Raw genomic sequence first — 21,456 nt, 5'->3', positions numbered from 1 at the left:
TGCCGACGCGGCGTGTCGCGTCGTGCCGTTCACGCTCGACGCAGCGTTCTCAGCGCACGGTGGCGAAGAACTTGCGCACGTCCTCGACGAACAGCTCGGGCTGCTCGAGGGCGGCGAAGTGCCCGCCGCGCGGCATCGTGGTCCAGTGCGTGATGTGGTAGTTCGGCTCGCACCAGGACCGCGGCGCGGGCAGCACCTCTTTCGGGAAAGACGCAACGCCGGTGGGCAATTCGACGCGGCTGGTGTCGCCCCACACTTTGAAGCTCTCCCAGTACAGCCGCGCCGAGGACGCCGCGGTCTCGGTCACCCAGTACACCATCACGTTGTCCAGCAACTCGTCTCGCGTCAAAACGTTCTCCGGGTGGCCGTCGCAGTCCATCCATGCCCAGAACTTCTCCACGATCCAGGCCAGCTGCCCCACCGGAGAATCGACCAGGCCGTAGCCGAGCGTCTGCGGTCGCGTCGACTGCTGCTTGGAGTAGCCGGTGCCGCTTTTTGCGATGCTCAGCCAACGCGGCCAGCGCCGCCTGGTCCTCCGGGGTGGGGCTGGCCAGCGTCTCGCGGGTCGGCATGCCCAGCGGCATGTTCAGGTGGATCGCCGCGCAATTGCCACCGTTGCGTCCGATCTGGGTGGTGACGGCCGCACCCCAGTCGCCACCCTGCGCGCCGTAGCGGTCATAGCCCAGTCGGCCCATCAGCTCTTCCCACACCAGCGCGATCTTCGGCACGCCCCACCCGGTGCGGCCGGGCTTTCCGGAAAATCCGTAACCGGGTAGCGACGGGCACACCACGTGAAAGGCGTCCTCGGCGCGGCCGCCGTGGGCGGTGGGGTTGGTCAGCGGTTCGATGACTTTGTGGAACTCCACGATCGAGCCGGGCCAGCCGTGGGTGATCACCAGTGGGAAGGCGTCCTGGTGCGGGGATCGCTGATGGATGAAGTGGATGTCCAGGCCGTCGAATTGGTCGACGAAGTGGTCGAACCGGTTCAGCGCGGATTCCCTTGTGCGCCAGTCGTAGTCGTTGGCCCAGTAGGCGGCGAGGTCGCGGGTGTAGCGCAGCGGGATGCCCTGACTCCAGTCGTCCACGCATTCGGCTTCCGGCCAGCGGGTGCGGGCCAGTCGGGATTGCAGATCGTCGAGAACGGTGTCGGGGACGTCGATGCGGAACGGTTTCACCCGTCCGACCCTACTTCTGGGCGGCCAGCCAGTCGTCAATACGGGCCATGGTGACCGGCAGCGCCGCGCCGTCGAAGACGAGGTGATCGGCGCGGGGAATCTCCACGAAGGTCCCCTTTGCATACCGACCCGCGGTGATCGGAGCGATCTGTGGCGGCACGACTCGGTCGCATTCGCCTCGGATCAGCAGGACCGGTGTGGTGACTGCGGCGAAGTCGACCGTGGTGGCCTTGCCCCGGTCCAGGAACGGGAAGACCATCTCGCAGTAGGCTCGCCCCGACTCGTAGACGAATTCGCCGTACATCTCGCGGGCGCCCGCCTCGGTCTGCGCATTGGCGACCCACCGCCGAAACCGTTGCCATGTCGGAGGATTCAGCGGCTTTGCCCAGGGCCTGGGGTGCAGAAAGTGTCTGCCGAAGAGGCCGCCGAAGCTGCGCACGGTCGGCGGAGTGGCAGCGACGATACCGGCGGCCGGTGAGGGGCAGGCGGCGACGACGCCGGCATGACGCGTCCGTGCGGCCACCAATTGCGCCAGCAAGCCGTCCAGCGACAATCCCACCAGGAGTGGAGGCGAGTCCAGCGAGTCGACCAGCGCGGCGAGATCGTCGGTGTAGTCGCGCATGCTCAGCGACGCGATCTTCGTCGCGCCCTCTTGCGGAGGCAGTTCATGATGGCGCAGCGTCGGCGTGTGCACGGTGTAACCGCGCTCCTCGAAGGCACCCGCGCCGGACCCCACATGTCGCCGCGGCCCCACGTCCCGTGGATCAGGACGACATGCTCGATGTCGGGCATCCGCGCTACTTCTGAGCGTCCTTGATCAGAGTGCTGATCTGCTCGAGCAGTTGGCGCATGTCGGCGCGCATCGCGTCCACCGCCGCATACAGGTCGGCTTTGGTCGCCGGTTGCTGGTCCGACGACAGCGGCCGCACCGGCGGCCCCGACGTCTGACGTGCGCTGCTGCTGAAAGAGCCAGGTAGGTCGCTCACGCCAACGAGCGTGCCATACCCGCTCGGACTCGTCCACGAGACCGGCTCGCCGAGCGCGGGACTATGGCTGAAAAGCGCTGCCGATCAGTGCGTAGGCCACACGCTCGGCGCCACTCGCGGCTCAGCCGAGCAGGAAGTCCGCGCAGCGTTCGCCGATCATGATCGACGGCGCGTTGGTGTTGGCCCGCGGGATCCTGGGCAGTGCCGAGGCGTCGGCGACCCGCAATCCCGCCACGCCCCGCACCCGCAACTGTTCGTCCAGCGCGCTGTCGGACGCACTGCCCATCGCGACGCTGCACGCCGGATGTGCCGTGGTGATCGCCGTCTGCCTGACCGACTCCTCGATATCCATGCCGGGCCCCGGTAGCCGCTCGGCGCCGACGGCGGACGCGATGGGCTCGGTGCCGATGATCTCCCGGGACCGCTGCACCGCCCGGGTCAGCGCGTCGACGTCCTCGCGCTCGGAGAGCAGATTCAGCCGGATCACCGGTGGCGCCAAAGGATCGGACGAGCGGATCGAGACGCTGCCGCGGCTCTTGGGTGTCCAGTACGAATGCAGCATCGTGACGGTGGGAACCAGCTTCTTGGACTGCGGATCGGCCAGGGCATCGGCGGGGCTGAACACCAATTGGAAGTCGCAGGCCGGCAGGTCGGGCTGGGAGCGGATATGCGCCACCGCTTCGCATCCGTTGCTGGTGAGCTTGCCGCGCCGATGTAACAGCCACTGCAGCAACCACTTTGGATTCGCGGCGTCGGCCAGCCCGACATGGCCGGGGGCCAGCGACCAGATTGCGAACGCATTGGGGTGATCGGTCAGGCCCTGTCCGACGTTCGGGCTGTCGGCAACGGGTGCGACTCCGAGGCTGCGCAGCCGGTCGGCGGGCCCGATGCCGGAGAGCTGCAGCAGTTGCGGTGTGCCGAACGCTCCGGCGCTCAGCACCACCTCGCGCGCGGCGAACGCCTGCTGGGCGCGACCGCGGCGGCGGTATTCGACGCCGACCGCGCGGCCGCCCCGGATGAGCACGCGGCCGACGTCGGCCCGGGTGACGACGGTCAGGTTACGCTGGTTGCGCAGGTAGGCGCGCGCGGTGGTCCAGCGCTGGCCCCGGTAGATGGTGACCGGGGTGATCGCCGCGCCGTCGAGTCCGGGGCCGCTGACGTCGTCGACGGCGGCGACGCCGGCGGCGCGTGCCGCCTCGACGAAGCGCATCGACAGCTCGTCGGGCTCGGCCACCCGGGTGACCCGCATGGGTCCGTCCTCGATGCGCTTGAACACCGGTTCCACGTCGTTCCAGGTCCAGCCGGACAACCCCCAGCCGTCGTAGTCGAGGTTGCTGCCCTTGACCCACACCATCGCGTTCATCGCGCTGGTGCCGCCGAGCACCCGGCCACGCGGCTGCGGGATCGGCCGGCCTGCACAACCTGCTTCCGGTTCGCTCTCGTAGGCCCAGTCCAGTGAAGTCCCGAGCTGACGCGGAAAGGCCAGCGGCGCACGGACTGTCAGCCGCCGATCCGAACCGCCGGCTTCGATCAGCAGCACCTTGGCCGACGACTCATCGGCCAGTCGGCCGGCAACCGCGCATCCGGCTGAGCCGGCCCCGATCACGATGAAGTCGTAAGTAGTCATCGCCGTCCCTCACCTCGTGGTCAGGCCGCGAGCCTAACCCCACCGCGAAATCCCCCGCGGCAAATCGCAGCCCGTCGCGCCCGCGCGGAAAAGCGTCAGTCAGGTGCAGAGGCTGGGTGCGTCGCAGACGTTGCCCGGGCAGTAGATGGAATGGGCGGCGTTGACCATGGTTCCGACGTCCAACAACGTCACGCCGCGGGCATTCATGTGCGCATGGATGTCATCGGCAATCTGTTGAGGCTCCCAGCCCCAGGTGAGGTCGTAGCAGATCAGGTGCGCCTCCCCGATCAGTGCCTCGTCCGCGTTGGGTGGCCAGGTGAGGCCGGCGGCGCGCAGTTGGGCCAGATAGGCGTCGTCGGCGGGCGTGGCGCCTGCGGTCCCGGCGCTGCCCAGCAGAGCAGTTCCGGCCAACAGGGGGATGCCGCCAAGGAGAATCAGCCGGCGGAGTAAGGACGTCGGGGTCCCTTTCCCGGCAGTCGTACGAGCCCGAGTCGCACGGTTCTTACGCGTCATGATGCGCCTTTCTGCTGGCACCAGTGCGTTTGTGCAGACTAATTGAGCGGACCGGGCCGCGAAAGGTCCCGTCCGCGCGCCAAGGCCCAGATCGTGTCGAAGCAGCTGCCCGGCCGCGAGGAGTTCCGCAGCGAAACCCATTCATTGACTAAACGTTCAATCAAATATAGGCTGCTGGCATGACCACACGACAGGAGCAGGCCCAGCGACGTCGCGAGCAGCTCATCGAGGCGGCGTTGAATGTGTTTGCCCGCAAGGGCGTTGACGGGACGTCGATCAAAGACATCGCCCAGGCCGCGGGTGTGGCGCCGGGGCTGCTCTACCACTATTTCGACAGCAAAGAAGTCTTGGTGGCGGCCGTGCTCGAGGAGCGCGGTTTCCTTCCGCAGTTACGCGAGTTGCTCATCGAGCACGCCGATCAACCGGCGACTACGGTGTTGCCGCCCCTGATTCGGGCATTCGACGAAACCCTTTCCGCCAACGCCGATTTGGTGTCGGTGTTCTTCTCGGCCAGCCATGCCGATGCGGCATTGCGCGACTTCGTCGCAACCGGGAAGGACGTGTTGGCGTCCTACCTGACTTCTCGAGCCAAGGCCGGCGAACTCCGGCCGGAGCTGATAGGGGCAGCTGCGGACGCACTTTTCGCGGCGGTCGCGATCGGCCACAAAACGGGTCATCGAGTCAACGCCGACGAGCTTGTCGAACTCGTCCTGCGCGGACTGGCCACCCAATCACCTTCGGAGGTTCACCATGTCGTATCTGTATAGCGATCACCAGCGTGCCCTTGCACCCCTGCTCTATCGCGACGCCGGTGCAGGGTCCGATGCACCGCGCCGGTCAGCCGAACTGCCCCACTTCGATGCACCGACAATGGTGCCGGTGCACAAACCCGTGCCGGAACTGACCGTGGGGCTGCTGGTCAGTCTCGGCGCACACGCGCCGGGACAGGAACCACTGCAGCGCACCAATGACCTGTCCTACCGCCTCATCCCCCGCACCGTGCCCAATGACCAGATCGTGTTCGATCACGCCACCCCGGCACGCTTCTGGGCCGACGAGGACCTCAACGTGGCCTTTCCGCGCGACCGCATGGCCGAACTCGAGGCCGAGGGCACCATTGGTGCGCTGGCGCCGGATGCGGTCAGCATTCTGGGCTCGATCACCAAATGGAAGCAGCTGGCCACCGAAACCGCGCCGCGCATCCACGACGAATTCCGCCGCCAGAACGTCGATCTCGTTCTCGTCGTACCGTTCTGCCCGCAATGCCACCAGGCCACCGCAGTGCTGGCACGGGCGTTGGAGGCCGGTGGACTGCCCACCCTGATGCTGTCCACCCTGCGTGACATCTCCGAGGCCTACCGACCGCCGCGCACTGCGCTGGTCGACTACCCCATCGGTTCACCGTGCGGACGCGTCGGAGACCCCGAACACCAGCGGGCCACGCTGCGCGCCGCCCTGAGCTGTCCACTGGACACCACCACACCCCAGCTCCACACCGTCGATCTGCCCTATCAGGCCGACGGCGGCCGGGACTGGATCGAAACCGTCCAGGCGGCGTATCGCGCCAACATCGCCGACGTCAGGCAGAACATTCGCCTGCACAGTGACTCCGAATCCCTTGCCGGACAGGAAAAGGAGTTCACCATCAGATGCAACTGCTAGCCCGGCCGCGGACGCCAGGGCCGCTGTCTGACGAATTCCACCGATTAGAAGGGAACGAACAATGACCGCCGACGTCGCACCACCACTGGTGAGCAGGCTCGAAGAGCCCGAGGTGAACCTGCCCAGGCTCGCCGGTGCCCCAAATCACTTGGGAAACAACAAAAAGCCGGTCTTCCACTTCCCGGTCAAAGTCTCGTTGAAAACCGACGAGGGATTGCGCAAGCATGCAGACGTCAAACCGGGGGTCAAAGGCTATGGCGCCTACCAACTGTGGGCCGACGAAGGCACCGGCCTTCCGCCTGGCGCCGACAGCGCACCGGCACCGCTGGTGTATTTCGCCGCCGGAGCGGCGTTCTGCCTGGCCAGTCATCTGACGACACTGGCCAACGACCGCGACCTCGACGTGCGCAACATCGAAGTCGAAAGCGAACTGTCCTTCGGCTACGTCAAGGGCGACACAGGTCAGCGCGGAGTCTGCCTCGGTCTGCGCTACCTGGTCGATATCGACTCCGACGAGCCGCAGGAACGGCTGCGTCAACTCATCCAGGAAGCCAAGGGGATGTGCCTGGCCGAGGCCGCGCTCGCAGAGCCCGTCACGATCCAGACGCTGCTCGCCGTCAAGGGTGATGTGGTGGATCCCGACGTGGCGGCCGAAGGCGGCGACATGAAACACGCCTTCCCCACCGCGTCAAGCTAGCGGGCATCGCCGCTCAACCCAACGGGAAAACAACTCCCGTCAGCTCTTCGGATATCGCCCACAACCGACGTTGGGCCGCGACGTCGTGTGACGTCGCGCTCGAGGCCACCACCTTGGGATAGCCGCGCTGTTCGGCGAAGCCACCGGGGCCGTAGTACTGCCCGCCCAGCACGCTTGGATCGGTCGCCGCGCGCAACGTCGGCAGGGCACCCATCTCGGCGCTCTGGAAGAGCGGCCCCATGAAGCGCACCAGGGGCGGCGAGTTGCGCACAATCTCGGTTTTGGAACCTCCGGGATGGGCGGCAACGGCGATGGTGTTCGTGCCCTGCAGGCGTCGCTGTAACTCGTAGGTGAACATCAGATTGGCGAGCTTGGACTGGCCGTATGCGTCAAGGGGTTTGTAGTCACGTTCCCACTGCAGGTCGTTGAAGCGGATGCCGCTGCGGGGGAAGCGATGACCCGGGCTGCTGACGGTGACGATCCGCGAGCCTGGGGCCCTGAGCACCCGCTCTACCAGCAAGCCGGTCAACGCGAAGTGGCCCAAATGATTGGTGCCGAACTGCAATTCGAAGCCGTCCTTGGTCGTCGACTTCGTTCGCGTCATCACGCCTGCATTGTTGATCAGCAAGTCGATGGAGTCGTGCTTGGACTTCAACTCGTCGGCCGCTGTGCGGATGGAGTCCAACGAGGCCAGGTCAAGCACTTGGATAGCCACGATCGCACCGGGGTGAGCCCTGGCGATCAGGTCTGCGGCAGCCCTTCCTTTTTCGAGATTGCGGACGGCTAGCACGACATGTGCGCCCTTCGCCGCGAGCGCCGCGGCCGTCTGGTAGCCCACTCCGGTGTTGGCGCCGGTGACGACGGCGGTGCGACCTGTCTGGTCGGGTATGTCGGCGGCCGTCCACTTGCTCATGGGGTACTCCTATGACCTTTCAAACGAGGCGGACGCTCCGTTCATCTGGCCCCCGATCGGCGCGGGGTGCCTGAGAAACCGGCCCCGGCGATCTGAGCGCAACCGGCAGTGTGGTGATGGCGGGTTCCTCGGAAGCGAACCGACTGCTGACCATGGTCTCGTCGGCGGGCACCTCACACCAATGGCAACACTGCTCAATATCGGCCCGTGGATGATGCACTATGCACCTCTGTCTGCCACGTGGCGACGTGTGCGCGCTCTACGCTCCACGTATCCGACGACGCGCTGGATTCGGCGAGTAGACACCTGCCGGGTCGGTCACGGGCGACCGATGCTGAAGCCTGACCTCAAAACCGGTATCTGATCGGCTTTGGATGGTGGGCGCGGACGGTATCGAACCGCCGACCGCTGGTGTGTAAATCCGATCCCGGTTGTCTACGGCGTATCGCGCAGTATCGACCAGTCTCGGAAACCCGCAGCCCGGCAGCCGGTTACGGGCCGCTTCTGTCTACCGCGTGCGGTGCCGTGGCTGCGAGTCTTGGCACACTTGCGGCACAACGGGGGGTCGCTCCCGAACGGGTGTTCGCATCAGGCGGCGCGAATGGGCGGCACCTCGCGGCAGCGAGACCGGATGGCGGCGAGCTGCACGGAGGTCATGCCGCCGCCGTCAGTGATGCCCAGCGCGGCGAGCACGTCGGCCTGGTACACCTCGCCGGTTCGGTGAAGCTGCGTCGCGGTCCGCGCCACCGCCGGCCAACACCAGGTCAACAGCGGCACGACATCGGCACCGGTATGCATGCCGCCGCTGGCGGTCAGCACTCGGCTGTCCTTGTGGCCGGTGGTGTCCAACACGGCATAGAACTCCCGCTGCGTAGGTCGCCGGCCGGCAAGCCAACGCGCCTGCGCCCACGGCCCCGCATGAGCTATCAGCGCATCGGTCCCGTGCGGGCGGTCGCTGAATGTGGTCAGCCCTTCGGTGCCAGTGACCTTGCTCGACACGACGACGGCGTTGCGCAGCTCCGCACCTAGCACCACGCCAGCGACGGCATGGCCGGCCTCGTGGATGCACGTTTCTAGATGCGCGCGTTGGCCGGCGGTGATGTCGGCCAGGGTCAAAGGCATTGTGCTGGTCGTCCTTTCGATTCAGTGACCGACGCCGGGACGGGGTGCGGTACATAACGCGGGACCACCACCGTCCCGGCGTCGATCTTCCGAGTGAGCCGGGGTGTCGTGGCCAAACACTCGGCGCAGCGTTTGGGCGCGGTCCGCGCGGTCGCGTTCGGCACCTCGGGCCGCACCAGCGTCGAGGTAGGCGGTCAGGCACGCTGAGCAGGTGTAACCGTGCACGCTGCCCTTCCACAGCCAGCACGGCCCGCCGCAGGACTGGCAGCGGGGTCCGGCGTAGGAATCGGGCCGGTCGGGCGCAAGGGTTGCGGTGCTCACGGCGTCACCGTCGCCGCGCCGATCACGGCCTCGTATCCGACCAGCACGGTGCGCTCAGCGATGGCGGCGAAGATGTTGTGTCTCTCGTCAATGGCCGTGCGCAGCACCGTTTCGTCCCGCCATCCGAACGGCTGCGAGGTCGCTACCAGGGTGTCTTCCAACCCCTCGACGTAGCCGCCGCCGAAGACGAACGTGTGCCCGAGCGGGCTGACCAGTCGGGTGCCTGACTTGCCGATGAGATGGGACGCCGCCGCCACCGCCGCCCACTGCGCCCCGACGTGGACGTATCCGGTGGTGTTGGTGCGGGCGAACTCGGCTTCCAGGTAGCCCACGGCCACCGTGAAGCTGTCGACCTGCTCGGGTGTGCCGGCGTCAGTCAACAGCCGGTTGGAAAACTCGCGCTCCACGGAGACCTGTTCCCGCAACCGGAAAATCTGCGCTGCCCGCTGCTGGACCTCGGTACGCGACGGCGCGGTCAGGTCGCACTCGTCATATGCCCAGATGGTCACAGGTGCGAACGGGTCCAACCCCTCGGGTCGGGTGCCTTCCTTGCGCTCGGCGTTGTTCATCGGCGGCGCACCGCACCAGTCGGTTTCCCACACACCCGAGGCGTCGTCGCCGCCGTAGTTGCCCGCCGGCCGGATTTCGACGCCGGCCAGGTGCCGCGACGGTCCAGTGACCTCGGTCCAGGTGGTCGCGGCGTACAGCCCTTGTGGTGAGGGGTTGACCGGCGGCACCGCGAACGGCACCGGTAACAAACTGCCGTAGGTCTGCACAGGTGGGGCGGTCATAGCACTCCTAGTTCGTGAAGTTCGGCGCGGGCACGGTCGGCGGGCGACGGGGTGCGATTGCCGGCACGGTTTGCCTGGTACACCCGCTCGCGGTCGAGCCGCCGGCTCAGCGCACCCGCTGCGGCGTCTACCTCGACCAGCGCGGTGAGCAGCCGGTCGCTGACGGTCGGCGTTGCTGCACCGCCCAACAGCCGCGCCAGAGCGGCGCTGTACGGCTCGGCCAGCACGACCAGGGTCGCCGGCCAGGTGCCCTCGACCAGCGCGAGGCTGTCGACCTCGGGCGCGGCGGGCCGCTCGGCGAGGTCCACCACGGCACGAATCGACCGGCCGCGCTCGTCGGTCCCGAGGTGCCGTGTCCGGCGCTCGGCATCGGCCTGCGCGATCAACCCGACCACGACATGCACGGCCTGGTGCACCGCGTCGGCCAGCTCGGTGACCGCGCGCAGATAGGCAGCCGGATTGGTTGCGGCGGCGACACGTTCGGCCAGCGGGTCGCAGATGGCGGCGACCTCGGCCGTGAGCGACCAGTCGCCCGGCCACGCATAGATCGGCAGCAGCTTGCGACGCCGGTCCCGGCCCTGTTCTTGGGTCGGGGTCGGACGCTGCTGCGGCAGCTGAGCGGCGAGGAAAGCCGGGGTGCCGTATTTCGCGCCGGGGATCATCCGGCCACCGCCTCGCGCAGCCGAGCCGTCAGCGCGTCGAGGTGGTCGGGTGCGATCTGGCCGGCCTCGGCGTCGATCACTCGACGGCAACGCCAGAAGCTGAGCGCCTGCCGGCAAGCGACCACCTCGGGGTCATCGTTGCCACGGCCACGGCTCAGGTACGCGGCCAGGCGAGCCGACCACTGGCTTGGGGTGAGCGCAGCCGGATCAATCAGCGGATGCGGGACAACGGCGGTCATGGACCTATCAGAGCACAGCACCGTGCAGCCGGGCTGCCACGCTGTGACGGTCGGCGTGTCGCGAAAACTGCTGCGGCACAACGTCTTACCCGTAAGAGTCGGGTAACTCGCGCCTACGGACGCCACCCCGAGGTCGGGTTATAGCCGTCGCCGCCGATGTTGCGTCGCATCCATGCCGGCGGTGCGGCCGGCTGCTGAGACTGGACCGGCTGCGGGGCGGGCAGCGGCTCAGGTTCCGGCTCGGGCACCGGAGCTATTGCGGGTGGTGCGGCAGGATCGGCCGGCGCGGGCATTGGATCACCGATGTTGGACCAACCGGCCAAGTCATCGGGAGGCAATTCGCCGCTGTGAGCCGCGCTGCGCGCGTCGAGCTGCGCGCCGGGATAATCGCCATCGGCCACGGCCGTTTCGCTGTCCACGTCTGCCACGGCCTGCGCCCGCAGCCCGGCGACGAACTCGCCCAGCTCTCCCTGCGCCTGCAAGCGCTCGATGAGTTGTGCAGCTTCGTTCGCGTAGTCGACCTCGCTGACCGGCGGGCCGAGTGCGACCTTGGTCGGTGCGTCGAGGCCGAACAGTTTCGCGAGGCTGTCGAGCGCACGCAGCACGATCTTGGCGGCGTCGGCGTCACCGGACACCATGCCCGACCAGAAGCTCGACAGCACCGTCTCAAGCCTCGCGCTATGCACCGCGCGCAGTTCGTCGATGGATTCAGCCTCGCGACGCGCGAGCGAACGCGACACCGCGTGCCGTGCTCCGCTCTCGTCGGCGTAACCGAGCTGCGCGGCGATATGGGCGAACGGGTGCCCTTGGACCCGCAGCTCCACCGCCGCGCGTGCACGCTCGCGCTCGGCGGCGTCGGGCCGGTTCTGGGTCGGATCGCTCATCGTTTCGTTCCTCTCGGTATTCGGGTGGTCGGACAGGCCAGAGCGGACAGCTCGGCCGGTTCATAGCGCCAGGGGGGCGCGGGCACGGTGGGCCTCGGCCAAACGCACGTCGTCGGCGTCGCCCAACGCGACGTAGTTGCGGCCTCGGACCTTGCACGTCCAGACGCGGCCGGCGTGCCACAGCGCGATCAGGCGTTCGTTCGCACGATCCAGTGAGCCGGGTAGACGCTGCCGGATCGCAGCCCAGCTGTGCAGTTCCTCGCCGCTGCTCGCCTGCGCTTCGGTGAGTGCGGCCAGGATCGCGGCGTCTATCTGGTCATCGGTCGGTTGGGTCGATTGGGTGTTGCTGTTGTTGACGGTCATCTCGGTTTCCTCGGTTGCAGTTAGCTCGGCGTCGGTCGCCGGGCAGTCGATGAATTGGGTCGATGGACGCCGCCTCTCCCGAGGTCAACCAAAGGCGGCGTCGGCGGTCATCAGGTCAAGGCTCGCCGCCTCTCGCGGCCAATGCGGCACCGTGCGGCACCGTGCGGCGTCGACCTAACGTGTCCTGACCAGCGGCAACACCCGCGCTCTGACCCGCTGCTCGCCCAGATGCCGCATGATGCCGCATAGGTGCCGCACGCAATGCCGCATTGGTTGGACGCCGCCCCACCTGCGGAAACGATGAAATGCCGCATATGCCGCACGATTTCGTACGATCTGCCGCCGCCTCGCAGCTCAACGACGCACAAACACGCTGGTCAGACAGACAGATAGGTCGGTTTCGCAGTAGTAACGATCCGCTCTTTGCGGTGATTCGCGCCAAATCGTGCGGCATATGCGGCACGGTGGCGTTTTCCCAGCTCAGAATGCCTAGCGTTGATGCGGCATTGCGTGCGGCATCCATGCGGCACCGTGCGGCATTTGGCGGCGTCACAGCAGCCCCGAACCGTGAGGCGGCGCGGCGAGCGGATGCAGATAAACCACCTTCACGCGGTCAATGACCCTGACGCGAATGATGTTGAAATCGTCGAGCACGTCTAGCAGTGGATCGCGAGTGCTTTTGCGACGCAACACAATCGGGCCGTTCTTGCTTAGCTCCCGCAGCCGTATCGGATACATCGGCATCACCTGGTGTCGCTCGCGGAGGTAGTCGAGCGCGGCGGCGAGGTCAGACAGCTTCACGCCGCTGGTGTCGGCGACGCCGAATGCGGCGCGTGTGTGGGCGGCGAAGAATTCCCCGATGCGCCACGCGGCGGCGACCGTTTCGGCGGAGACCAGCTTGTCGGCACCGCCGGCACCGTGCTCGGCCATATGCCGCAGCAGCGCCGCGCGGATCACGCGGCCTACGTGCTTGCCGCCCCACGCTTCCATGTCGCCGCTCAGATCGCCGCCGCCGGTCAGCCGCCGTTCCACGCGGCGCTGTATGTCGGCGATTTCCTCTCGCGCAGCCGGGCTGAATTTGACCGCGACCGGCCCGCCCGCGCGTTCGTGCAGCCGCCTCGCCAGGTCGGTCAGCGCGGCGGTGTATGCGGTGCTGACATGCTCGGGCGTCGGCACAGCGGCGTCAGGGTCGCGGTGGCCGGCCATTGAGCGCGGTTGCGCGATGGACAGGCGCGAGAGCAGCCCGAAGCCGTCGAACCGCTGATCGGCGCGCACCTCGGCCAGCACGGCGGGTTGCACCGCCAAACAGACGGTCAGAGCCGGCCGGTCAATCACCTCGCCGGTTCGGCCGGCACGATCCACGATGATCTGATCGCCGACGTAACCCTTGAGCCAGGTGTCCAGATTCGCCATCCCGCGCGAGTACCGGCCCGCGAGCGTGCCCAAAACACCGCCCTCGGCCGACACCACGGCCAAGCGACCGCTGTTCGCCGCCAGGCGCGCGGTCAGCGCCTCGGGTGTCGCGTCGTCGGCGAGCAGGCGCGGCAGCTCGGGCACCACGATTTCGGCAGCCGCAGCGGCCAGCCTGACCGCGCGTTCCACGGGGTCGAGGCTGGCTCCCGCATAGCCGCTGTCATCGCTGCTGCTCCGCTTGGTCGCGTCGAGCTTGGACGCTTCACGCTCGGCGTTGTCGGCGCGCTGCTTGGCGATACGTTGGCGTGCCAGCGCCTCGGCCCGGCGCGGCGCGATCACCTCGGCCATTTGCCGCTCAGCGGCCCGCAGCGGCTCGACCGCGCGAGACAGTACCGGACTCTTGCGCTCGCTCGGCCCGGCGACGATGAGCAGGTGAAACACGGCGACCTCGTGCCAGTCGTGGTGCACCTCGGCCTCGACGCAGCCGCCGCACGCCGCCGACAACGCACCGAGCACCATCGGGCCAACCATCGCGGTATCGACCTGTAGCGCAGCGGCGGTCGCCGCGATCATCGCGGCATAGGGTTCCGGCAGCGCGTCGGCGGGAAACGGCGGCAGGCTCCCAGCGCGCAGCGGCACCGGGTCGGCGTCGAACAGGGCCGCGATGTCGCGTTGGCGCTGCTCGTAGTCGTCGGCATCGCGCTTGCCAAACGGACCCTTCCCCGCGCCGTCAGCGGCGTTATCCTGGTGGCGTTGGCTCACTCGGCCTCATTTCGGTAAGTCGCCCCGCTCGGGTATCGGTGCCCGGCGGGGCGCTCGTTTCTTCGCAGCGTGAATTGCGCTGCGGTGCAATTGCTTTCGGTTACGCCTCGCCGCCGAGCATCTTTAGCAACGCCAGCGCCGGGACGCGCACCCGGCGCTCACCGAGCTTGATCGTTGGCAACCGCCCCTCGCGCGCCATCTGGTAGCCGTACGCGCGGCTGCATCCGAGGTACCGCACTGCCTGTTCGACGCTCAGTGTCGGTGGCCCGCTGCGCAATTCGTCCAGCGTTGGAACAGATTTGGTGGTTGTTGGTGTCTGCATTACTTCAATCTAAGACTTGTGTGGTGAATGTCTAGTACGTAGAGTCACCTAGTATGAGTTCGCGCAAAGGTGACTCCCCGAAACCGCAGCGCGGCGATGTCGATTCGGTCGACTACGCCGACCCGGCGACCCCCGACACCCGCATCGGCCCGCTTGGGCGCATCCCCGAGCCGAGGGAGCGCGTGGCTGTCCGACTGGTCGGCCACCCCTTTACCTACGTGGTGCGCGTGCAGACCGCGAAGGACAGCGGTCCCAGAATCACCGAACTGACGATTACGGCCGGCGACGGTGGTGCGGTCGACTACGAGGCAGTGCGCGCGGTGCCGGTGCGCAGACTCGCCTACACCGCCGCGCAGTGGATCGCGCGAAAAGGCGGTCAGGTGTGGTTCTTCGGCGAGACCGTCGAAGCATGGACCCAACCGGATGTCGCGGCCCCTCCGGTCTATCAGGCAGCGAAGATCGCCGAGGAAGCCCTTGCCCTCGGGCTGCCGGTGCGCCCAACCGTCGCCGCACGACTGAATGTCAGCAAGACCACCGTTGACCGCCTGCTCAAGCGCGCGAAGGCCGAAGGATGGTTCGACGACAAACCACTACCGAAACGGCCACAACCCCCGCAACGCGACATCGAGATAACCAAGGAGACGAACCGCCGATGAGCACCGAGAACACCGCCGATCAGCAGCCCAAGCGCACCCGGCGCTCCGAGCCGATCACCAGGCGCAAGGCCAAAAGCGGCGCAACCACCTACACATTCCAGGTCGACATCGGCACTCGGCCGGACGGGACGCGCGACCGGCAGCGGTTCACCTACTCCACGCTCGCCGAAGCTCGCCGCGAGTACCGGCGCGTCACAACCGAGGTCGCGGCCGGCACGTTCGTCAAGCGCGACCGCACGACCGTCGCCGAGTTCCTGACCGAATGGCTCGACGGTCGGCGCGACGTGCGGCCAAACACGCTGGCCGGGTACCGCGACCACCTCAAACCGGTCATCGAACACCTTGGCGCGACCCCGCTGCAGCACCTGCGGACAGCCGACCTCGACGCGCTGGTGACACTGCGGCTCGCGGGCACGCCGGTTGCCCAGCGCGACAAGCGCGGTCAGCGATCCTCCGAGGTGTTGAATTACCTGCGTGAGCGGCCCGCCGGGGCGAGCTACGCCGAGCTTCACGCCGCCTTCGGCAACCCCGGCATGAAAGCGCTCGACCGCCTGGTGGCCGGCGGCGACGTGCTGCGGCCCGAGCGCGGCCGGTACATCGCAGCGCGGCCCGGTGACCCCGAGCGGCCCAAGATCGCAGGCGGCGTCAGCAACCGCACCGTGGTCACCATGCTCGGCGTTCTATCTCACGCGCTCGATGACGCGATGGCGCGCGGCCTGGTCGCCCGCAACGTCGCGCGCCTGGTCGAGCGGCCCAAGGTCGCCAACAGGGATATGTCGACGTGGACACCCGAGCAGGCCACGCGCTTTCGCGAGCACATCGCCGACGACCGCCTCGCCGCCTGCTGGCTGCTCACGCTGGCCGGTCTACGCCGCTCCGAGGTACTCGGGCTGCGCTGGACCGATGTCGATTTCGACGCCGGCACCGTGAGCATCGCTCAGGGCCGCGTCGTGGTCGCAGGTCAGGGAACGGTGACCGGCGATCCGAAGTCGCGCCGGTCCCGCCGCGTGCTGCCGATGCCGGGCGACGTGCTCGCCGCGCTGCGCACACTCAAGGCGGCGCAGGCGTCCGAACGGCTGCGGATCGGTAAGCGGTGGCCGGACACCGGCCTGGTCGCGGTCAGCGCGGACGGCTCGCCAGTGCGGCCCGAGACCTACTCGAAGATGTTCCGCAGCCATTGCGAGGTCGCGGCCGTCCCGACAATCCGGCTGCACGACGCTCGGCACACCGCCGCAACGATGCTGCTCGACGGCGGCACGACGGTAGCGGCGACCGCGAAATGGCTCGGCCACGATCCCGCGATGACGCTGCGGGTCTACGGCCACGTCTACGACGACGCGTTGGCATCGGCGGGCGACGCGCTGCTCGGTCGATCACGCGCCGGCAGCGGGCAGTGATGCGCCGCGAAATAGGCCATTCTGTCGGCCTCTTGACTCACTCTCGGCACAACGGGGGGTCGGCCTCGAATGACCCCAACGCCGTTGACCTGCAATAACACTGGTGGGCGCGGACGGTATCGAACCGCCGACCGCTGGTGTGTAAAACCAGAGCTCTACCACTGAGCTACGCGCCCTATGCCCCGGCGCAGCAGGCTACACGCCGAACCGCCCGGCACCCAAAACGCTCACTCCCGCAACGCCGCCAGCGCCGACGTCCACACCGCCCGGTCGCGCGCCTCGCCGGGCTGCTTCATCTCGGCGAACCGGATGATCCCCGCCTTATCGACCACGAACGTGCCGCGGTTGGAGATGCCGGCCGCGTCGTTGAACACCCCGTAGGCCTGGCTGACCGCGCCGTGCGGCCAGAAGTCCGACAGCACCGGAAACAGGAACCCGCTCTGCACCGCCCAGATCTTGTGGGTGGGCGGCGGACCCACCGAAATGGCCAGCACCGCGGTGTCGTCGTTCTCGAATTCCGGCAGGTTGTCCCGCACGGCGTCCAGTTCGCCCTGACAGATCCCGGTGAACGCCAGCGGGAAGAACACCAGCAGCACGTTCTTGGCGCCGCGGTAAGCCCCGAGCGAGACGGGCTGGTTGTTCTGGTCGCGCAGGGTGAAGTCGGGGGCGGTGGCTCCGACGTCGAGCATCAGCGCTTACCGGTCCGCGACTTCGGCTGGACCAGTCGACTCGCGCTCCAGTTGCCCAGGTTCACCGAGGAGGTCGGCATCAGGCCGGCGGTGGGCGCCGCCTCGGCGATGTCAGCGGGCTGCACATGTCCGGGCCGGCCGGTCTTGGGCGTCAGCACCCAGATCACGCCGTCCTCGGCCAGTGGGCTGATGGCGTCCATCAGGATGTCCACCAGGTCGCCATCGTTGTCGCGGTACCAGAGCAGCACGACGTCGACGACCTCGTCGGTGTCCTCATCGAGCAGCTCGCTGCCGCAGGCATCCTCGATGTCGGCACGGATGTCGTCGTCGGTGTCCTCGTCCCAGCCCCACTCCTGGACAACCTGGTCCCGTTGGATGCCCAACTTGCGAGCGTGATCCGCCGCGACCACCGTGGAACCTCCCTCTACCAACCACACGAGAAGCAATCGACGCTATCGTCGCACAGGCACCGTCGAGTTCATACGGCTAGCCCACGCACAGTTTCCGCAGCCCGGCCGAGCCCCGATCGGCCACCCGGTTCAGATGAAGCCCTTGCAGGAATCCACCGCCCGCGACTTCGCCTTGTTGAAGGCATCCACCCGCCGGTTGAACTCCGACGGCCCTACGTGGGTGGAGATGGCGTTGGCCACCGCGCGGGCCGCATCGCTGTAGGCCTTGAAGGCGTCGCGCTGCTCGGGCGACAGCGCGTTGTTGATGCTGCTGGTCACGGTGTTGGCGCCGTTGTTGAGGGCGTCGATCGCCGGACCCTCGGTCGGGCCGGTGTTCTTCCCGGCGTTGAGCGCCGCGACGTAGGCGTTGACTTTGTCGATGGTGTCCGAGACCGCGTTGCCCAGGGTGCCGCACGAGGTGCGGATCATGCTGGTCGTCACGGATTGCTGCCGCTGGGATTCCCGCACGCTCGAGGTCACCGACGACGCCGACACCGACGCCGACACCGAGGACCGGTATGCCGGTGCCACATTGGTGTCGGCCACGCCGCTTCCGTCGGCGATCTTCGTGCAGCCGACGACTCCGATCGTCATCACCGCAACACATCCCAGAGCCAGGGCGCCTCGCCTGGGGAACTCCCCCACGTGCCTGCGAGGGACGGCACGCCATCCAGTGAGCACGGCATGGACGTTACCGCGTCCCGATCCCAAATGCCCCACTAGCACCTACTTCGGGGTCTGCCAGCGGTCACCCACGGCAAGTACCCGCGCTCGGCTCCGGTGCGGCACGATAGAGGGGCGGCCACCCAAGCCGATCCCCCGCCAACTACAGGAGCGGAAGTTGACCACCGAGTTCGCCCGCAACGATCTAGCCAAAACCTCAAGCAGCACAAGCGAACCCGATCGAGTTCGGGTGATCCGCGAAGGCGTGGCCTCCTATCTGCCCGACATCGACCCCGAGGAAACCTCGGAGTGGCTGGAGTCCTTCGACGAATTGCTGGAGCGCTCCGGCCCGGCGCGGGCCCGCTATCTGATGCTGCGGATGCTGGAACGGGCCGGTGAACAGCGGGTGTCCATCCCGGCGCTGACCTCCACCGACTACGTCAACACCATCCCGACCGAGTTGGAGCCCTGGTTCCCCGGCGACGAGGACGTCGAGCGGCGCTACCGGACCTGGATCCGGTGGAATGCGGCGATCATGGTGCACCGCGCGCAACGGCCCGGTGTGGGCGTCGGGGGCCACATCTCGACCTACGCCTCCTCCGCTGCGCTCTACGAGGTCGGGTTCAACCACTTCTTCCGCGGCAAGTCGCACCCCGGCGGCGGGGATCAGGTGTTCATCCAGGGGCACGCCTCGCCGGGGATCTACGCCCGCGCGTTTCTCGAAGGCCGGCTGTCCGAGGACCGCCTCGACGGTTTCCGGCAGGAACACAGCCATTCCGGCGGCGGGTTGCCGTCCTACCCGCACCCGCGGTTGATGAGCGACTTCTGGGAATTCCCGACGGTGTCGATGGGTCTGGGCCCACTCAACGCCATCTACCAGGCGCGGTTCAACCATTACCTGCACGACCGCGGCATCAAGGACACCTCCGACCAGCACGTGTGGTGCTTTTTGGGCGACGGCGAGATGGACGAGCCGGAGAGCCGCGGGTTGGCGCACGTCGGCGCGCTCGAGGGGCTGGACAACCTGACCTTCGTGATCAACTGCAACCTGCAGCGCCTGGACGGCCCGGTGCGCGGCAACGGCAAGATCATCCAGGAGTTGGAGTCGTTCTTCCGCGGCGCCGGCTGGAACGTCATCAAGGTGGTGTGGGGCCGCGAGTGGGACGCCCTGCTGCACGCCGACCGCGACGGCGCGCTGGTGAACCTGATGAACAGCACCCCCGACGGCGACTACCAGACCTACAAGGCCAACGACGGCGCCTACGTGCGCGATCACTTCTTCGGCCGCGACCCGCGCACCAAGGCGCTGGTGGCCGACATGAGCGACTCGGAGATCTGGAATCTCAAGCGCGGCGGCCACGACTACCGCAAGGTCTACGCCGCCTACCACGCCGCGCTGGCCCACAAGGGGCAGCCGACGGTGATCCTGGCCAAGACCATCAAGGGCTACTCGCTGGGCGCGCACTTCCAGGGCCGCAACGCCACGCACCAGATGAAAAAGCTTGCGCTGGAAGACCTCAAGCGGTTTAGGGACTCGATGCGTATCCCGGTCAGCGACGCCCAGCTGGAAGAAAACCCCTACCTGCCGCCCTACTACCACCCCGGCGCCGACGCCCCGGAGATCCGCTACCTGCTGGACCGACGCCGCACCCTGGGCGGGTTCTTGCCCGAGCGCCGCACCAAGGCCAAGGCGCTCAAGTTGCCCGGCCGCGACGCCTACAAAGCGCTGAAGAAGGGGTCGGGCAACCAGGAGGTCGCCACCACCATGGCGTTGGTGCGCACCTTTAAGGAATTGTTGCGCGACAAGGAGATTGGGCCGCGGATCGTCCCGATCATTCCCGACGAGGCCCGCACGTTCGGGATGGACTCCTGGTTCCCGTCGCTGAAGATCTACAACCGCAACGGCCAGTTGTACACCGCTGTCGACGCCGAGTTGATGCTGGCTTATAAGGAGAGCGAAGTCGGCCAGATCCTGCACGAAGGCATCAACGAGGCCGGGTCGGTGGGGTCGTTCACCGCGGCGGGCACCTCGTACGCCACGCACAACGAGCCGATGATCCCGCTCTACATCTTCTATTCGATGTTCGGGTTCCAGCGCACCGGCGACGGGCTGTGGGCCGCGGCCGACCAGATGGCCCGCGGGTTCGTGCTGGGCGCGACGGCGGGGCGCACCACGCTGGTCGGCGAGGGTCTGCAGCACGCCGACGGGCATTCGCTGCTGCTAGCGGCCACCAATCCGGCGGTGGTCGCCTATGACCCGGCATTCGCCTACGAGATCGCCTACATCGTCGAGAGCGGCCTGGAGCGGATGTTCGGTAAGAACCCGGAGAACGTCTACTTCTACATCACTCTCTACAACGAGCCGTATGCGCAGCCGCCCGAGCCGGAGAACTTCGACCCCGAGGGCTTGCTGCGCGGCATCTACCGGTACCGCGCGGCCAAGGAGAAGCGGTCCAGCACCGCGCAGATCCTGGTTTCCGGGGTGGCGATGCCCTCGGCGCTGAAGGCCGCCGACATGCTGGCCGAGGAGTGGGACGTGGCCGCAGACGTCTGGTCGGTGACCAGCTGGGGCGAGCTCAACCGTGACGGCGTGGCGGTGGAGAAGCACCGCCTGCGGCATCCCGACGAGCCGGCCGGGACCGCATACGTGACGAAGGCCCTGAAGGACACCCGCGGGCCGGTGGTGGCGGTGTCCGACTGGATGCGGGCAGTGCCCGAGCAGATCCGGCCGTGGGTGCCCGGAACCTATGTCACGTTGGGTACCGACGGGTTCGGGTTCTCCGACACCCGGCCCGCCGCGCGGCGTTATTTCAACACCGACGCCGAATCCACGGTGGTCGCGGTGCTCGAGGCGCTGGCCCGCGACGGCGAGATCGACCCGTCGGTGGCCGTGGCGGCCGCCCGTCAATACAAGATTGACGACGTCGAGGCCGCCCCCGAGCAGACCTCCGATCCGGGCGTCGCCTGACGCACGTCGCATCTCCCCACCGATCCCCTCCTCTCCGCCGAGCGTCACGCTGGCGTGACACCCGACGCCCAACGTCACGCTGGCGCTCCCCAGGCACGCGGGTACCACGCCCCCGCCCCCACCCCGGCGTCGCTCCCGCCCCCACCCCCGCCGAGCGTCACGCTGGCGTGACACTCGACGCC

The 21,456-nt window shown here is 67.6% G+C and carries 23 protein-coding genes, 1 tRNA gene and 1 pseudogene; 6 read left to right on the top strand and 19 right to left on the bottom strand.

The window, feature by feature from the left end:
• Positions 1 to 49 precede the first annotated feature (49 nt).
• The 5 genes and pseudogenes from L6444_RS11725 to L6444_RS11705 all read right to left on the bottom strand — a co-directional run bounded on the left by L6444_RS11725 (position 50) and on the right by L6444_RS11705 (position 4,199).
• Positions 50 to 1,175 (bottom strand): annotated as a pseudogene (locus L6444_RS11725) (epoxide hydrolase family protein).
• 10 nt (positions 1,176 to 1,185) lie between these two features.
• The gene (locus L6444_RS11720; protein ID WP_236982787.1) at positions 1,186 to 1,929 is read right to left on the bottom strand and encodes an alpha/beta hydrolase; all 744 of its coding nucleotides are present in this window, start codon (positions 1,927 to 1,929) and stop codon (positions 1,186 to 1,188) included.
• A 43-nt stretch (positions 1,930 to 1,972) separates the two neighbouring features.
• A complete protein-coding gene (locus tag L6444_RS11715; RefSeq protein WP_236982786.1) occupies positions 1,973 to 2,161 on the bottom strand; it encodes a hypothetical protein in 189 nt (62 codons plus the stop codon).
• A 121-nt stretch (positions 2,162 to 2,282) separates the two neighbouring features.
• Positions 2,283 to 3,788, bottom strand: a complete 1,506-nt coding sequence (locus tag L6444_RS11710; RefSeq protein ID WP_236982784.1) for a GMC family oxidoreductase — start codon at positions 3,786 to 3,788, stop codon at positions 2,283 to 2,285.
• A 99-nt stretch (positions 3,789 to 3,887) separates the two neighbouring features.
• On the bottom strand, positions 3,888 to 4,199 hold the full coding sequence (locus L6444_RS11705; protein ID WP_236982783.1) for a DUF732 domain-containing protein: 312 nt from the start codon (positions 4,197 to 4,199) through the stop codon (positions 3,888 to 3,890).
• A gap of 281 nt (positions 4,200 to 4,480) precedes the next feature.
• On the opposite strand from L6444_RS11705, the gene L6444_RS11700 reads away from it, so the two are divergent.
• The 3 genes from L6444_RS11700 to L6444_RS11690 all read left to right on the top strand — a co-directional run bounded on the left by L6444_RS11700 (position 4,481) and on the right by L6444_RS11690 (position 6,660).
• On the top strand, positions 4,481 to 5,068 hold the full coding sequence (locus L6444_RS11700; RefSeq protein ID WP_236982782.1) for a TetR/AcrR family transcriptional regulator: 588 nt from the start codon (positions 4,481 to 4,483) through the stop codon (positions 5,066 to 5,068).
• A gap of 112 nt (positions 5,069 to 5,180) precedes the next feature.
• A complete protein-coding gene (locus tag L6444_RS11695; protein ID WP_236982781.1) occupies positions 5,181 to 5,963 on the top strand; it encodes a glycine/sarcosine/betaine reductase selenoprotein B family protein in 783 nt (260 codons plus the stop codon).
• A 61-nt stretch (positions 5,964 to 6,024) separates the two neighbouring features.
• On the top strand, positions 6,025 to 6,660 hold the full coding sequence (locus L6444_RS11690; RefSeq protein ID WP_236982780.1) for an OsmC family protein: 636 nt from the start codon (positions 6,025 to 6,027) through the stop codon (positions 6,658 to 6,660).
• Between the two features lie 13 nt (positions 6,661 to 6,673).
• Here L6444_RS11690 and L6444_RS11685 read toward each other — a convergent pair whose 3' ends face one another.
• From L6444_RS11685 to L6444_RS11640, 10 genes are all read right to left on the bottom strand, one after another.
• A complete protein-coding gene (locus L6444_RS11685) occupies positions 6,674 to 7,573 on the bottom strand; it encodes an SDR family NAD(P)-dependent oxidoreductase (RefSeq protein WP_236982779.1) in 900 nt (299 codons plus the stop codon).
• Positions 7,574 to 8,161: 588 nt separating this feature from the next.
• On the bottom strand, positions 8,162 to 8,695 hold the full coding sequence (locus L6444_RS11680) for a M50 family metallopeptidase (RefSeq protein ID WP_236982778.1): 534 nt from the start codon (positions 8,693 to 8,695) through the stop codon (positions 8,162 to 8,164).
• 21 nt (positions 8,696 to 8,716) lie between these two features.
• Positions 8,717 to 9,016, bottom strand: coding sequence for a hypothetical protein (locus tag L6444_RS11675; protein ID WP_236982777.1), 300 nt, complete (start codon positions 9,014 to 9,016; stop codon positions 8,717 to 8,719).
• On the bottom strand, positions 9,013 to 9,807 hold the full coding sequence (locus tag L6444_RS11670) for a hypothetical protein (protein ID WP_236982776.1): 795 nt from the start codon (positions 9,805 to 9,807) through the stop codon (positions 9,013 to 9,015). The genes L6444_RS11675 and L6444_RS11670 overlap by 4 nt, the downstream gene beginning before the upstream one ends.
• Entirely contained in the window at positions 9,804 to 10,469 is a 666-nt protein-coding gene (locus tag L6444_RS11665; protein ID WP_236982774.1) for a hypothetical protein, read from the bottom strand. The genes L6444_RS11670 and L6444_RS11665 overlap by 4 nt, the downstream gene beginning before the upstream one ends.
• The gene (locus L6444_RS11660) at positions 10,466 to 10,708 is read right to left on the bottom strand and encodes a hypothetical protein (protein ID WP_236982772.1); all 243 of its coding nucleotides are present in this window, start codon (positions 10,706 to 10,708) and stop codon (positions 10,466 to 10,468) included. The genes L6444_RS11665 and L6444_RS11660 overlap by 4 nt, the downstream gene beginning before the upstream one ends.
• Before the next feature lie 113 nt (positions 10,709 to 10,821).
• Entirely contained in the window at positions 10,822 to 11,592 is a 771-nt protein-coding gene (locus L6444_RS11655; RefSeq protein ID WP_236982770.1) for a hypothetical protein, read from the bottom strand.
• 60 nt (positions 11,593 to 11,652) lie between these two features.
• Positions 11,653 to 11,955: a hypothetical protein gene (locus L6444_RS11650; protein ID WP_236982768.1), complete on the bottom strand. Its 303-nt coding sequence runs from the start codon at positions 11,953 to 11,955 to the stop codon at positions 11,653 to 11,655.
• Positions 11,956 to 12,504: 549 nt separating this feature from the next.
• A complete protein-coding gene (locus L6444_RS11645) occupies positions 12,505 to 14,130 on the bottom strand; it encodes a YfjI family protein (RefSeq protein ID WP_236982766.1) in 1,626 nt (541 codons plus the stop codon).
• A 100-nt stretch (positions 14,131 to 14,230) separates the two neighbouring features.
• Positions 14,231 to 14,452: a helix-turn-helix transcriptional regulator gene (locus L6444_RS11640; protein ID WP_236982764.1), complete on the bottom strand. Its 222-nt coding sequence runs from the start codon at positions 14,450 to 14,452 to the stop codon at positions 14,231 to 14,233.
• A gap of 53 nt (positions 14,453 to 14,505) precedes the next feature.
• Between L6444_RS11640 and L6444_RS11635 the strand changes: the two genes are divergently transcribed.
• The gene (locus tag L6444_RS11635; protein WP_236982762.1) at positions 14,506 to 15,108 is read left to right on the top strand and encodes a hypothetical protein; all 603 of its coding nucleotides are present in this window, start codon (positions 14,506 to 14,508) and stop codon (positions 15,106 to 15,108) included.
• A complete protein-coding gene (locus L6444_RS11630; protein WP_236982760.1) occupies positions 15,105 to 16,505 on the top strand; it encodes a tyrosine-type recombinase/integrase in 1,401 nt (466 codons plus the stop codon). Before L6444_RS11635 ends, L6444_RS11630 begins: the two co-directional genes overlap by 4 nt.
• Before the next feature lie 101 nt (positions 16,506 to 16,606).
• On the opposite strand, the gene L6444_RS11625 is transcribed toward L6444_RS11630, so the two are convergent.
• From L6444_RS11625 to L6444_RS11610, 4 genes are all read right to left on the bottom strand, one after another.
• Positions 16,607 to 16,681, bottom strand: a tRNA-Val gene (locus tag L6444_RS11625).
• Between the two features lie 51 nt (positions 16,682 to 16,732).
• Positions 16,733 to 17,194, bottom strand: coding sequence for a peroxiredoxin (locus L6444_RS11620; protein ID WP_236982758.1), 462 nt, complete (start codon positions 17,192 to 17,194; stop codon positions 16,733 to 16,735).
• A complete protein-coding gene (locus tag L6444_RS11615) occupies positions 17,194 to 17,604 on the bottom strand; it encodes a DUF3052 domain-containing protein (protein WP_180914008.1) in 411 nt (136 codons plus the stop codon). The genes L6444_RS11620 and L6444_RS11615 overlap by 1 nt, the downstream gene beginning before the upstream one ends.
• 129 nt (positions 17,605 to 17,733) lie before the next feature.
• Positions 17,734 to 18,324: a hypothetical protein gene (locus tag L6444_RS11610; RefSeq protein WP_236982755.1), complete on the bottom strand. Its 591-nt coding sequence runs from the start codon at positions 18,322 to 18,324 to the stop codon at positions 17,734 to 17,736.
• Positions 18,325 to 18,484: 160 nt separating this feature from the next.
• Between L6444_RS11610 and aceE the strand changes: the two genes are divergently transcribed.
• Complete coding sequence (aceE, locus tag L6444_RS11605) at positions 18,485 to 21,274, top strand: pyruvate dehydrogenase (acetyl-transferring), homodimeric type (protein WP_236982753.1); 2,790 nt, start codon at positions 18,485 to 18,487, stop codon at positions 21,272 to 21,274.
• The last annotated feature ends 182 nt before the right edge of the window (positions 21,275 to 21,456 follow it).

This window comes from Mycobacterium kiyosense, from assembly GCA_021654635.1.
Classification (GTDB): Bacteria; Actinomycetota; Actinomycetes; order Mycobacteriales; family Mycobacteriaceae; genus Mycobacterium; species Mycobacterium kiyosense.
This window is presented reverse-complemented; position numbering and strand designations above follow the sequence as displayed.

Bases quoted from the DNA above. Each gene is read 5' to 3' on its own strand.
- L6444_RS11710 (WP_236982784.1), bottom strand. From the start codon at position 3,788: ATGACTACTTACGACTTCATCGTGATCGGGGCCGGCTCAGCCGGATGC.
- L6444_RS11700 (WP_236982782.1), top strand. From the start codon at position 4,481: ATGACCACACGACAGGAGCAGGCCCAGCGACGTCGCGAGCAGCTCATC.
- L6444_RS11690 (WP_236982780.1), top strand. From the start codon at position 6,025: ATGACCGCCGACGTCGCACCACCACTGGTGAGCAGGCTCGAAGAGCCC.
- L6444_RS11685 (WP_236982779.1), bottom strand. From the start codon at position 7,573: ATGAGCAAGTGGACGGCCGCCGACATACCCGACCAGACAGGTCGCACC.
- L6444_RS11680 (WP_236982778.1), bottom strand. From the start codon at position 8,695: ATGCCTTTGACCCTGGCCGACATCACCGCCGGCCAACGCGCGCATCTA.
- L6444_RS11670 (WP_236982776.1), bottom strand. From the start codon at position 9,807: ATGACCGCCCCACCTGTGCAGACCTACGGCAGTTTGTTACCGGTGCCG.
- L6444_RS11665 (WP_236982774.1), bottom strand. From the start codon at position 10,469: ATGATCCCCGGCGCGAAATACGGCACCCCGGCTTTCCTCGCCGCTCAG.
- L6444_RS11660 (WP_236982772.1), bottom strand. From the start codon at position 10,708: ATGACCGCCGTTGTCCCGCATCCGCTGATTGATCCGGCTGCGCTCACC.
- L6444_RS11655 (WP_236982770.1), bottom strand. From the start codon at position 11,592: ATGAGCGATCCGACCCAGAACCGGCCCGACGCCGCCGAGCGCGAGCGT.
- L6444_RS11650 (WP_236982768.1), bottom strand. From the start codon at position 11,955: ATGACCGTCAACAACAGCAACACCCAATCGACCCAACCGACCGATGAC.
- L6444_RS11640 (WP_236982764.1), bottom strand. From the start codon at position 14,452: ATGCAGACACCAACAACCACCAAATCTGTTCCAACGCTGGACGAATTG.
- L6444_RS11635 (WP_236982762.1), top strand. From the start codon at position 14,506: ATGAGTTCGCGCAAAGGTGACTCCCCGAAACCGCAGCGCGGCGATGTC.
- L6444_RS11630 (WP_236982760.1), top strand. From the start codon at position 15,105: ATGAGCACCGAGAACACCGCCGATCAGCAGCCCAAGCGCACCCGGCGC.
- L6444_RS11620 (WP_236982758.1), bottom strand. From the start codon at position 17,194: ATGCTCGACGTCGGAGCCACCGCCCCCGACTTCACCCTGCGCGACCAG.